The 11,958-nt window shown below is 56.7% G+C and carries 10 protein-coding genes; 5 read left to right on the top strand and 5 right to left on the bottom strand.

Annotated features, from left to right (window positions below):
• The first annotated feature begins 102 nt into the window (after positions 1 to 102).
• Genes pgsA through uvrA form a run of 3 tightly spaced genes read left to right on the top strand, consistent with a single transcriptional unit; the run spans position 103 to position 4,645 of the window.
• The gene (pgsA, locus tag RISK_RS01600) at positions 103 to 837 is read left to right on the top strand and encodes a CDP-diacylglycerol--glycerol-3-phosphate 3-phosphatidyltransferase (RefSeq protein ID WP_047812504.1); all 735 of its coding nucleotides are present in this window, start codon (positions 103 to 105) and stop codon (positions 835 to 837) included.
• On the top strand, positions 834 to 2,129 hold the full coding sequence (locus RISK_RS01595; RefSeq protein WP_083434721.1) for a CPBP family intramembrane glutamic endopeptidase: 1,296 nt from the start codon (positions 834 to 836) through the stop codon (positions 2,127 to 2,129). The genes pgsA and RISK_RS01595 overlap by 4 nt, the downstream gene beginning before the upstream one ends.
• Positions 2,126 to 4,645, top strand: a complete 2,520-nt coding sequence (uvrA, locus tag RISK_RS01590) for an excinuclease ABC subunit UvrA (protein ID WP_047812503.1) — start codon at positions 2,126 to 2,128, stop codon at positions 4,643 to 4,645. The genes RISK_RS01595 and uvrA overlap by 4 nt, the downstream gene beginning before the upstream one ends.
• 308 nt (positions 4,646 to 4,953) lie before the next feature.
• Here uvrA and RISK_RS32065 read toward each other — a convergent pair whose 3' ends face one another.
• The 5 genes from RISK_RS32065 to RISK_RS01570 all read right to left on the bottom strand — a co-directional run bounded on the left by RISK_RS32065 (position 4,954) and on the right by RISK_RS01570 (position 9,154).
• Positions 4,954 to 5,106, bottom strand: coding sequence for a hypothetical protein (locus RISK_RS32065; RefSeq protein ID WP_160311387.1), 153 nt, complete (start codon positions 5,104 to 5,106; stop codon positions 4,954 to 4,956).
• A 474-nt stretch (positions 5,107 to 5,580) separates the two neighbouring features.
• On the bottom strand, positions 5,581 to 5,733 hold the full coding sequence (locus tag RISK_RS32060; protein ID WP_160311387.1) for a hypothetical protein: 153 nt from the start codon (positions 5,731 to 5,733) through the stop codon (positions 5,581 to 5,583).
• Between the two features lie 188 nt (positions 5,734 to 5,921).
• Positions 5,922 to 6,629, bottom strand: coding sequence for a hypothetical protein (locus RISK_RS01580; RefSeq protein WP_150122464.1), 708 nt, complete (start codon positions 6,627 to 6,629; stop codon positions 5,922 to 5,924).
• Between the two features lie 438 nt (positions 6,630 to 7,067).
• Positions 7,068 to 8,012 (bottom strand): hypothetical protein, encoded by a 945-nt coding sequence (locus tag RISK_RS01575; RefSeq protein WP_150122463.1) that lies wholly within the window; start codon positions 8,010 to 8,012, stop codon positions 7,068 to 7,070.
• Complete coding sequence (locus RISK_RS01570; protein WP_083434720.1) at positions 8,009 to 9,154, bottom strand: RHS repeat domain-containing protein; 1,146 nt, start codon at positions 9,152 to 9,154, stop codon at positions 8,009 to 8,011. Before RISK_RS01570 ends, RISK_RS01575 begins: the two co-directional genes overlap by 4 nt.
• Before the next feature lie 618 nt (positions 9,155 to 9,772).
• Between RISK_RS01570 and RISK_RS01560 the strand changes: the two genes are divergently transcribed.
• Together RISK_RS01560 and RISK_RS01555 are read left to right on the top strand one after the other, a co-directional pair.
• Positions 9,773 to 10,780, top strand: coding sequence for an NAD-dependent epimerase/dehydratase family protein (locus RISK_RS01560; RefSeq protein WP_083434719.1), 1,008 nt, complete (start codon positions 9,773 to 9,775; stop codon positions 10,778 to 10,780).
• The gene (locus RISK_RS01555; protein ID WP_047812497.1) at positions 10,767 to 11,954 is read left to right on the top strand and encodes a dipeptide epimerase; all 1,188 of its coding nucleotides are present in this window, start codon (positions 10,767 to 10,769) and stop codon (positions 11,952 to 11,954) included. The genes RISK_RS01560 and RISK_RS01555 overlap by 14 nt, the downstream gene beginning before the upstream one ends.
• The last annotated feature ends 4 nt before the right edge of the window (positions 11,955 to 11,958 follow it).

Genomic DNA, 11,958 nt, shown 5'->3' with positions numbered 1-11,958 from the left:
AGCACCCGCAGGGCCGTCCTGGCAAAAGGTATCTGACACTTCTCGTCCTGACCGTTCCCTCCCCACAACTGCTCGTTTGTTTCCCCTGATTTTGGTCGCCTCATGGCTGGTCCCTCGATCTACAACGTCCCCAATGCTCTGACGACAGCACGCTTTGTGTTGGCGATCGCGGTGATGGCGTTGATCCCATCGGGCAAGTACATGGCGGCCATGATCGTCTTTCTGATCGCGGCGTCGACCGACTGGATGGATGGGTATTGGGCTCGCAAATACGGGCAAGTCACCAAGCTCGGAAGGATTTTTGATCCGTTCGTCGACAAGATCATCATCTGCGGTTCCTTCATTGCGTTGGTCGAAGTCCCCCACAGCCCAGTCGCGTCCTGGATGGCCACGATCGTGATTGCTCGCGAACTACTGGTCACCAGTTTGCGAGGCATCATCGAAGGTGCTGGAGGCGATTTTTCAGCCAGCTGGCTCGGCAAATGGAAAATGGTGCTGCAATGTGCCGCCGTTGTTGCCGTGCTGCTAACGTACATCGTCACCCCGTTGCCGATGTGGCTGGGCTGGACGACGTGGGTTTTACTCTGGGGAGCCATTGGACTGACGGTTTACTCCGGTGTGGACTACACCCTGATCGCAGCCCGTGTGATGCAGTCCGAAGCGGGCCTCGAAGTCCCTGCCGATCCCACGGTCACCCCCGCCACCTCCGATTCTTCGCAAGCCATGCCCTCCGAAAACAACCCCGACGCCAACCAAGGCCCGTCGAGCACGAACCCGGCGTCGTCAGGTGATGACGCTGACCTTCGCTCCGTTTCCAACGAACTCCCAACCCAATGAGTTTCGGATTGGCATCGGCGTCATGGTGGGCGTTTTCATTCCTGGCGCAAGGCGAAGTGACCGTGCCAACGGACTCGGCCGAATCACCTTCCTTGAGCGAGGTCGCAGTCGACGCGGCGGAAGTGGTCGAGCTTGGCCCGACCGAGATTGCACTGTCAATCTTGTCGATTCTGATTCTGTTGGCTTTCGCGACCTCGCTGTCGCGTTGGATTCGGATGCTTTATCGCGGGCATCGACCATTTGGTGAAAAAGCCTTTGTCCCGGTCCGTGCCAGGCACCTCCCGTTTTGGTCGGTGATCTACTTCGTGGTTTTCATCGGGGCGTTGATCTTCAGCACCTCCTTGCTGCAAGGTGCGTTTCAGTTTGCCGGCTGGATCGAACGACCAACCGCCACTGACACCGCTGTCCTGCTGGATTCGTCTTCGGAACCCTTGGTCGCAACGGATCCGTCGGAACCGACGACGGATCAAGTCAACGAAGTGGCGGCAACAGAAACAGTTCCCGTCGAAGAAACCGAGGCGGCCCCCACTCCGGGACTCTCCGTCCCGCAACTGACATTGAGTTCGCTGGGGATGTTGTCGGCGACCTTGATCACGCTGGCGATGTTGTGCTTGAACCACCGCGAAGCAATTTCGCGAATTGGCCTGATTCCACAACGTGGCGACATCAGTCTCGGTTTTCGATCCGCGTTGATGATCCTGCCGCCGACGATGTTGATCATGACCTTGGTCTCAATCATGCAGGATTATTCGCACCCGGTCTTGGACGCTCTTCAACCGGACGAAGCGGACACCGGCCCGAACTATGGCGTCTTTGCTCTGTTGTTCATCACTACCGCTCTGGTGACACCCGTGGTCGAGGAGTTCTGGATCCGTGGCTTGCTGCAAGGTGGGCTGCAACGCTTGGCCGATTGGCGACTCGCGATCGTTCGAAAATCCCTGGATCCGGCTGTCGCTTCAATCGAAACGCCCGGAGACGAATTTGCGTTTGGCGTCACGGATGCGGAGGAATCCACCGATGAAACGGCATCCCTGGCCTCCAGCGCCGTTTCACTGAAGGTGGACTCCAACGACTGGACGCCCACCGCGATCTGGCCCGTCTTCGCCGCCAGCTTGGTGTTCGCATTGCTGCACTGGGGACAAGGCCTCGCGCCAATTCCACTGTTCTTTTTGTCCCTCGGGCTGGGCTATCTGTATCGGCAAACCGGTTCGCTGATTCCGCCGATCATTGTCCACTTCGTGCTCAATGGACTGACCATGGTGATGACTTTGATCGAGATGTCGCGGGCATGATTTCGCCGTCCACGGACAACTTGATTCGCATTCGAGGTGCCCGGGTTCATAACCTTCGCAACCTCGACGTCGACATCCCTCGCGACGCGATCACGGTCATCTCGGGAGTCTCCGGCAGCGGCAAGAGCTCGCTCGCGTTTGACACCCTGTTTGCCGAAGGCCAGCGGCAATACATCGACAGCTTGTCGACTTACGCCCGGCAATACCTCGACGCCATCCCACGTCCCGACGTGGACTGGATCGACGGGTTGGCACCGACCCTGTCGATCGATCAAAAGAGCGGTTCGCACTCGGCTCGCAGCACCGTCGCCACGATCACCGAGATCTACGACTACCTGCGTCTGCTGTACGCGCGCGTTGGCGTGCCTCACTGCGTCGCCTGCGGCAGCACGATCAGCACCCAAACACCCGATCGCATCGTCGCGACCTTGGCGGCTCTGCCCGATCGCACCAAGCTGACTTTGATGAGCCCCATGGTTCGCGGCCGCAAAGGGGCTCACGCGGACGTGCTGGAACAAATCGCCGGGCACGGATTGGTGCGTGCTCGCGTCGATGGCGAGATGTATCTGCTCGAGGATGTGCCGCCGTTGGCGGTTCGTAAAAACCACACGATCGAAGCCATCGTCGACCGGCTGATCATCAAAGACGGAGTGGACGCTCGTTTGGATGAGTCGACTCGGTTGGCACTGCGGCTTGCGGGCGGCATGTGTTCGGCATTGATCGATCGCGGGGACGGCGAACCGGAAACCAAACTGTTCAGCACTTCGATGACTTGTTTGGAGTGTGGCGAAAGTTTTGAAGAACTGGAACCGCGAACATTCAGCTTCAACAGTCCCTACGGTGCCTGCCCGACTTGCCAAGGTCTCGGCAAAGTTGCCGTCCGCGGTGACAAATCGCACATGGTGACCTGTTCGACTTGCGAAGGTGGGCGATTGAAAGCGGAATCGCTCGCCGTCACGATTCACGATGTCTCCATTGATGCCCTGTGCCGGATGCCGTTGCCGGACGCCCAGTCGTGGATGGAAAACGTTGCCAAACCACTCGATGCATTGCAACAAAAAGTCGCCGCTCCGATCCAATCCGAAGTCGTTCGTCGTATCGATTTTTTGCGGCGTGTCGGTGTCGATTACCTGACGCTGGACCGTTCAGCAGAAACGCTCAGTGGCGGCGAAATGCAGCGCGTCCGTCTGGCCACCAGCATCGGCAGCGGCCTGGTCGGCGTCTGTTACGTCCTGGACGAACCTTCGATTGGACTGCATCCCGCCGACCACCACCGGTTGCTCGCCGCGATCAAGGAATTGCAGACCGCCGGCAACACCATCGTGATTGTCGAACACGACGAGGACACCATCCAAGCCGCGGACCATGTCATCGACATTGGGCCCGGCGCAGGACGCCACGGCGGCCGGTTGGTCAGCCAAGGCACGGCGGCAGAAGTCGCCGACGACGAATCCAGCCCAACGGGAGCCTACCTGTCCGGACGCTCGAAGATTGGACTGGACCGGCCAAGACGCACGCCTCGCAAATCACATCAGCTGACGCTCAGCGGTGCGACGCTGAACAACTTGCAAAACGTCACCGCAAAAATCCCGCTGGGATGCTTGGTCGGGGTCAGCGGCGTTTCCGGCAGCGGCAAAAGCTCATTGATTGTTGACACGCTCTACCCAGCTCTGGCTGCCAAGCTGGAATTGGTCGCCGACCAACCCGGGCCCCACAAACGGCTGACCGGTGCTCAGCACATCGACAAACTGGTTCCCATCGACCAAACCCCAATCGGCCGAACGACGCGAAGTTGCCCGGCCACTTACGCTGGTGTCATGGATCCCATCCGCCAAGTCTACGCGAGCACGCGAGAAGCCAAGACGCTCGGGTTCGCCGCGAATCGATTCAGCTTCAACAGTCCGGCCGGTCGCTGCGACGTCTGCAAAGGCAACGGCTTTGAACGCATCGAGATGAACTTCCTCAGCGACTTGCTCATCGAGTGTTCACGCTGCGGCGGCAAACGTTTCAACCGCCAAACACTGCAAGTCCGGTTCAAGGGCGCGACGATCGCCGACGTGCTCGGCATGACGATCGACGCGGCCCAAGAGTTCTTTGAAAACGTGCCCAAAGTCCATCACTTGCTAGCATCGCTCGTCGATGTTGGACTGGGCTATGTGACGCTGGGGCAATCCAGCACCACGCTCAGCGGTGGCGAAGCCCAACGGATCAAATTGGCCACCGAGCTCGCGCGACCGGCAACCGGCAAAACGTTTTACGTGCTCGACGAACCCACGACCGGTTTGCACTTTGCTGATGTGCAGCGACTGCTCGTCGTGCTCGATCGCTTGGTCGAAGCCGGCAACACGGTGCTGGTCATCGAACACCAATCCGATCTGCTGGCCGCCTGCGACTGGCTGTTGGACCTCGGCCCCGGCGGCGGCTCACAAGGCGGCCACCTAATCGCCGAAGGCCCGCCAGAAACCATCGCCGCCTGCCCCAAATCCGCCACCGGAAAATTCCTGCGGCTGCGGTGATTATCGAGGTTTCCAACCCGAGACAAGCAAGCCAGCCCCTTCCAGGGCGAATTCGTGGATGACTCCGGAGGAGTCCGCGTCGATAGCTCGGGGCGGAAGCCCCGAGGCTGTTGATGAACCAAATGAAATCGCCCCGGATGGGGCCGGCGTGGATTCGATGAGGGGCCGAGAACACTCAGACGGACAGGCGAGGGTGCCCAAGCTATGATCGTCACGCAGGGCTCGTTGTCTTGCTCGTTGGTTCATCGACCTCGCTCATGCTCGCGGCAAGACGATTTCAACGAGAAACATCCGGCGATTCGAAAACGCTAGAACGACACGGCGGCTTCCTCCAACGGAACGTGTTCGCAAATCGATTCAACATCTCCCGCAAGAACTGCATCCCAGGCGATGCTGATCCGCCAACCAAGCAGCAACATCCCTGGGCGACGCTCGAACACCTTGATACTCGACTTCTTCATTTCAGTCGAGCAAGGGGCGGATCGTGCCGTCCACCATCCATTCACCTTCGTTGTGAGGCATCGTTCCCCCGACCGAATCATGCGGATGTGTCCTGTCGCTGCTGGACTCAGAAGCCGACACCAGGGCGACGGACCGCTGCTCCGGTCCAGCACCCTGGTCAATTTCCCCCCGTCCCCTTTGATCCGCCTCGCCTAAGCCAGCCCCTTCCAGGGCGAATTCGTGGATGACTCCGGAGGAGTCCGCGTCGATAGCTCGGGGCGGGAGCCCCGAGGCTGTTGATGAACCAAATGACATCGCCCCGGATGGGGCCGGCGTGGATTCGATGAGGGGCCGAGAACACTCAGACGGACAGGCGAGGGTGCCCAAGCTATGATCGTCACGCAGGGCTCGTTGTCTTGCTCGTTGGTTCATCGACCTCGCTCATGCTCGCGGCAAGACGATTTCAACGAGAAACATCCGGCGATTCGAAAACGCTAGAACGACACGGCGGCTTCCTCCAACGGAACGTGTTCGCAAATCGATTCAACATCTCCCGCAAGAACTGCATCCCAGGCGATGCTGATCCGCCAACCAAGCAGCAACATCCCTGGGCGACGCTCGAACACCTTGATACTCGACTTCTTCATCCCAGTCGAGCAAGGCGTGGAGGGTGCCGTCCACCATCCATTCACCTTCGTTGTGAGGCATCGTTGCACCCGACCGAATCATGCGGCAGCGTCCTGTCGCTGCTGGACTCAGAAGTCGACGTCAGGGCGACGGACCGCTGCTCCGGTGCAGCACCTTGGGCAATTTACCCCCGTCCCCTTTGATCCGCCTATTTCGCAGGTCCAGGTTTGGCGTTGCTCTCAAGATACGTTTGCCGACGCAACAAAGGTGAGTCCTCATCTTCAACCGCCAGCACTTGAGATCCGACAAGAGAGAGGCCGTTCTTTTCGATTCGATACTCAAACACGTTCTTCCTTACAATCCAGTTAGCAATAGCTTCGATGTGCACGCTCTTCGCGGAGCCGCGAATGCTGACAATGCTGACAATGCTGACAATGCTGACAATGCTGGCTGATGATGGGCAGATAAGTTGCCAATGCACAATCCCTTCCTCTGTAACAAAAGCTGCAATTGTCTGAATGGCATAATCTGCTGCATCGGGGTAGGCTAGCTCGCTGAAAACAAAGATAACTTCGTCATTGGTTCGCCCCGGAAACGCCGATACCATGCGCATGGCCTGGAACCTTCCAAGAGTGTTTTCCTTAAGCTTTTCCGAATCAGGCCCTGTGTTGCTCATGACAAGTTGAAAGAAATCTCTCTCCAACGGTGTGTAGCGTTTGCTGTCAATTAGTTGTGACAGGCTTCGCTCTGATTGAGGAGGTTCTGCAGCCGGAAGTCGTGTGCAGAAAAGAACAATTGCGATGCCTGCAAGGATTGCAAATGCAGGCGAATCTTGTGTCTGTCTCGCTTTCGACACCATCGAAATTCCCTTGCTTTGTAAAAACAGATGTTTGCCGCTTCGGATCTTCTGAAGCAATCTAACGTTTATGTATCCTGGCCTTTATGATCCGCATTTCAAGCTCTTGCCCTTCAACGGCAATCAAGGCGTGGAGCGCGCCGTCCACCATCCATTCACCTTCGCTGGGCAGCATCGTTGCACCCGACCGAATCATGCGGCAGCGTCCTGTCGCTGCTGGACTCAGAAGTCGACGTCAGGGCGACGGACCGATGCTCCGGTGCAGCACCTTGGTCAATTTACCCCCGTCCCCTTTGATCCGCCCGCATGATCCGCATTTCAAGCTCTTGCCCTTCAACGGCAATCAAGGCGTGGAGCGCGCCGTCCACCTTCCATTCACCTTCGCTGGGCAGCATCGTTGCACCCGACCGAATCATGCGGCAGCGTCCTGTCGCTGCTGGACTCAGAGGTCGACGTCAGGGCGACGGACCGATGCTCCGGTGCAGCACCTTGGTCAATTTACCCCCGTCCCCTTTGATCCGCCTCTTCTATCTGTTTAAACACTGTGCATTTCCGATTTTGAAAATCCAGTTCAACATTCAGGTCACGAAGGAATCCTGCCCCAACACTTTGAGGGGAAGCCGCAGTCACACCGACCCGCCTGATCAGGAGGTTTCGGAGTTGAAAGGTCTTTAGCAATCCATCTTGCACCACCGTGGACGATAACCTTTGGGTTTCATGGTCAAACCGGACAAGCTCTGTTTCCTCTGCGTCACTTATCAGTCGCTCTTGCAAGAGAGCTAAAAAACGATCTTTAGGGAGCGTTATCGAGCCATCGCTTCCAGTATCGACCAAGAATCGCCCCGTCTCACCTCCCACTACGCAGTTGTCGAAATAGAACCTTCCCTCTTCCCCAACCTGCATTGGAATTTCAGTTAAGACGGTAGCATCCTCCACTGACAATTTGGATTCAAAGGAATTTGACAAAACTAGTTTCTTGGCGATCAGGAAGTCCATTCCCACAACACCATGGACCGTTGGTTCTCCCAATTGAATCGATTGAAGATCCATCGCAATGAACTTCAAACCTTCGAACCCGGGGATATCCAAGGCGAATTGATCTCCCTGCCTATTCGCACGCCCGCTTGAAACCAGTGTGGCTAGCATGTCGGATGAAATAACATTGACAGTTGCCCCCGAATCAAGAATGAACAAAAGGGAGTCTTGCTCGCTGTCAACCTGGATTCCAGGCAGTGCATTGTGGATAAGTTGAGATTGAAACCCTTCAACGTAATCTGCTTCGCACGGGATGCTGAAAAGAAATAACATGAGCCCAGAAAGGAAACGGCAGATGAGAACTCTTGAGCCCGCTAGCCGATAGATTCCCATGAAAAAACCAGAGAGCACTCGACGAACTCCAAAGGCAGCATTGAGTGCACGCCGGAACTGCAATGAGACACTCATCGTCTTCGCTCCTGTGGTAACAAGGGTACTAATTCAACGCCGCCCTGAATGCTCATGCCGTCACCTCGGTGAATTTTTGGTCGAATCTTGAGGTCCCACTCAAATAGCTTCGGGAACGAAAACCTTGGTCTCGCCTTCGGCCGCACGGGACCGAGTTGCTCGTTCTCATTTCTCTTCGGCTTCACAAAGATACCTTTTATGCTCTCGACTACTTTATCTGCACGCTCTTTTGCCGCGTTTTTCATTGGTTCGACGAGATTCTCTTTCAGGATGTCCTTGCCCCAATCTTCAAGCTCTTCAACACCGCCCACGGGGCCCAGGGGCGGCTGCTCCCCATTCGCTCCTGGGATGTTTTGCTTGGGGAGCTTCCATTTAAAACCCGGATCCCAGAAAAATTTCGGATCAGGAACGACTACTTCTTCAAGGACGCTAATTGACTGTTCCTGCGGAGTGGGGCCTTGTCCCCCAATCATTTCGTCGTCAGATGCTTGTATTAAGCCTGACGGATCGTTGAAACGAGTCGCCTCATTACCAACGTAACGATATAAATTGTAGTCTCCTGCCTTGAACCGAATCGGATCCTGGCTCATCCAACGACCATTGCTGGTATCGAAATAGCGAGCGCGATGGTAGTTTAAACCGCTGGCTTCGTCTCGTTCCCTGCCGGTGAAGCCGTAAAGGAAATCGACGTCGGTGTCAGTTTCGCTGACTACGTTTCCGTAGGCGTCGTAGACAAGATGGTTCTCGACAGTCCCATCTGAATCGATCACGTCACGAACACTTCCAAGATGATCGACCAGTGCCCAGAGCACACCACCGCTCGCAACATCTTCGATAGCTAGGATTTGGTCGACAGCAGGTCCGTGAAGCATTCGCTGGGTTACTGAACCTGATTCATCGCTGGTTGCAAGCACATCGGTTCCATTGTAGACGTAGCGAGTGGTCTGCTCTGGAAGCGGCCCCGCTCCGTCGAGATCCACACTCATGCTCACTCGCCGGTCAAACACGTCGTATGTGTGCTCGACAACCTGAGTCACGGTGCCCGAGTTGTCTTTGTTGGTGACGGAAATCAAACGATTGCGATGGTCCCAGGTGTAAGTCACCGTTTTGTCGTCATCGGGATCCGAACTGACTCGTGTCATGACAGTTAAGTTTCCTTCATCGTGGTTGCTCCATCTTCGTGATCAAGTGAGGTAAGCCGCCCCATCGAGTCAAATAGCAGATCGGTGGTTGCAACTGGCGTCACTGTGGCGGATGAGTACCGAGCAATGGAGTTCACTCGACTCGCAATTTGCATTCCGTTAGAACGATTTCTTGGCGTGGTAGCCTTCGTCAGCGCCCGTAACCCACTTTTTGAGAGCGTTTTGCAGAGATGCGATTCAAAAATTGATCCCTCGTATTTCACCAGGCCTCGCTCTCGTCACCAATTCATTGCTTACCCAGCTGCTTCATTCCCTCGCTCGACTGCTTAAAATGAAGGCATTCGCAGAATGCCCCCTTGGTGTGAACATCCAAGTTGTCCAACACGACCGTTCAGAGAGTAGGAAGAATCTTGTTTGGCGCGAAATGCCCTCAAAAGCTCTCGGCAGTCTGAGCATCCGTTTTCGATTGAGACCAAGGTTTCGATGGAGCAAGGTGGGTTCCCACGACGTGCGCCATGATTAGGCTTGCGTTCTCTTTGATCTTGGACGCGGGTAAAACCACCCAGTTCCGAAGATTTCCCCACCATCGCTTCCGCAAACAACCATCCTTTTGCAACCATGCCCCATCCCGAAAGCATTCTAGTGACCGGAGCGACCGGCATGATCGGTGCCCCGGTGGTGAGACGTGCGGCGGCTGCGGGGCACCACGTGCGGGCGGTTGTGCGATCGGGATCGGATCGTTCGGTCCTGGATGGCTGCGATGTGGAGTGGGTGGATTCGGATTTGACCGATCCCAATGCTGCGTACCAGAACGCGATTCGCAAGAGCGACGTGATCGTTCACACCGCGGCTCATGTGGGCGATTGGGGGCCGGTGTCGACCTACCGAGCGATCAACTTGGATGCAGTCGAGGACCTGCTGCGTTTTGCCTCAGGCTCGGATCGATTGCGTCGGCTCGTTCACCTCAGTGCACTCGGTGTCTACCAAGCCAAGCACCACTTCGGAACCGATGAGACCACGCCCGTCGACCTTCGCGGTTTCGATGGCTACACCCACACCAAAGCACTCGCGGAAGGACTCGTGAATGCTGCCCACCAAAAGGACGGCATGCCAACCGTGATCGCTCGGCCCGGATTCACTTATGGCGAAGGCGATCGACGGATTTTGCCAAGGCTGATGCAGCGATTCAGAAACGGTTCGATCCGGATGATCGGCGACGGCCAGCGAGTGCTCAACAACACCAACATCGACAACCTCATCGACGGACTGTTCCTGTGCATCGACCACGACGCGGCGCTGGGTGAGACCTTCAACTTGCGAGACGAGCGTTTGGTCACGCGAGCGGAATTCCTCGGCGCGGTGGCAGACTTCCTTGAGCTTCCACCTCCCAAACGTGTTCCGCTGTGGTTCGCCAAAGTCGCTCGCCCGGTCCTTGAAACCTACGGCCGAATTCGCGGTGCGGACGAGCCACCTTTGCTGACCGGAGCGACGATGAAGTTCATGACGCTGAATTTGGACTTCAGCATCGAGAAAGCCAAACGCTTGCTCGGCTATCAACCGCGAATCGATTTTCGCGAAGGAATCCAAGACGCACTGAAGTGGGCGGCAGAAAATGCAAGTCACTGAACTCACCGCGTTCCTGGTTCCGCTGCCGCTCAAACGCGAAATCAAACACGCTTCGTTCACGCGAACCGAAAGCATCAATCTGCTGATCCGATGCAAGTTGGCCAACGGCACAATCGGCTGGGGCGAAGGCGTCCCGCGTCCCTATGTGACCGGGGAAACACCCGAAGGATGCTTGCAACAACTGTCGCGATCCGATCTGCAACCAGCACTGACGCGACCGGCATCCAATTGGCCGGATGTGATTTCAATCTGCGATGAATTGGAATTTCACAACGAAGCCGATGATCCTCGTGGCTGTGGATCCAATTCGCTGCGATGCGCGGTCGAACTCAGTTTGCTCGATGCGTTTGGCAAGCACTTCGGGCAACCTGTCAGCGCGGTGGTGCCGCACGTTGCCGAAGCAGCAGAGATCCATCTGAAACAACCTCGCGTTCGCTACTCCACCACAATCACATCCTCGGGTGCCAAAAGCGAGCGCATCTCCGCTCTTAAAATGCGTGCCTATGGGTTCGCTCAGTGCAAAATCAAAGTCGGTGTGAACGGGCAAGACGACCCGTCACGTGTCGCTCGCATTCGACGCTGGATTGGCCGAAACGTGGACCTGCGGTTGGATGCCAACGAAGCTTGGCGTCCCGAGGAAGTCATCGAGAAGATGCGTCCGCTTCGCGAGTTCGGTGTGACTTGCATCGAGCAACCGGTGGCTCACGATGAGGTCGATGCCCTTGCGTCGCTTCGCGAATCGATTGGCGTTCCGATCATGCTGGACGAATCATTGACCAGCCGCATGGATGCCAAGCGGGCCATCGAGCTGGGAACTTGCGACCTGTTCAACCTTCGGCTTTCCAAGTGCGGTGGCTTCTTGAGTTGCCTTCGATTGGCCGCGCTCGCCCGAGCATCGGGGCTTGGTTATCAACTCGGGTGTCATCCCGGCGAGTCTGGTGTCCTCTCGGCTGCCGGCCGACACTGGTCCAGCTCCGTTCGCGACATTCGCTATCTCGAAGGTTCGTACGATCGACACTTGCTGACCACCTTACCAACGCAGGAGGACATCACGTTCCGATACGGCGGCTGGGCACCGGCACTCGATTCACCAGGCCTGGGAGTCACGATTCGCGAAGATTGGTTGCGGCAGAACGCGAAAGCGGAACGCACGTTTGTGGTCGACGCTCAATGAATGG

It is taken from the genome of Rhodopirellula islandica, assembly GCF_001027925.1.
Classification (GTDB): Bacteria; Planctomycetota; Planctomycetia; order Pirellulales; family Pirellulaceae; genus Rhodopirellula; species Rhodopirellula islandica.
Note: the sequence above shows the minus strand (reverse complement) of the source record. Positions and strands in the feature narration are given on the sequence as shown.

Bases quoted from the DNA above. Each gene is read 5' to 3' on its own strand.
- pgsA (WP_047812504.1), top strand. From the start codon at position 103: ATGGCTGGTCCCTCGATCTACAACGTCCCCAATGCTCTGACGACAGCA.
- RISK_RS01595 (WP_083434721.1), top strand. From the start codon at position 834: ATGAGTTTCGGATTGGCATCGGCGTCATGGTGGGCGTTTTCATTCCTG.
- uvrA (WP_047812503.1), top strand. From the start codon at position 2,126: ATGATTTCGCCGTCCACGGACAACTTGATTCGCATTCGAGGTGCCCGG.
- RISK_RS32065 (WP_160311387.1), bottom strand. From the start codon at position 5,106: ATGAAGAAGTCGAGTATCAAGGTGTTCGAGCGTCGCCCAGGGATGTTG.
- RISK_RS32060 (WP_160311387.1), bottom strand. From the start codon at position 5,733: ATGAAGAAGTCGAGTATCAAGGTGTTCGAGCGTCGCCCAGGGATGTTG.
- RISK_RS01575 (WP_150122463.1), bottom strand. From the start codon at position 8,012: ATGAGTGTCTCATTGCAGTTCCGGCGTGCACTCAATGCTGCCTTTGGA.
- RISK_RS01570 (WP_083434720.1), bottom strand. From the start codon at position 9,154: ATGACACGAGTCAGTTCGGATCCCGATGACGACAAAACGGTGACTTAC.
- RISK_RS01560 (WP_083434719.1), top strand. From the start codon at position 9,773: ATGCCCCATCCCGAAAGCATTCTAGTGACCGGAGCGACCGGCATGATC.
- RISK_RS01555 (WP_047812497.1), top strand. From the start codon at position 10,767: ATGCAAGTCACTGAACTCACCGCGTTCCTGGTTCCGCTGCCGCTCAAA.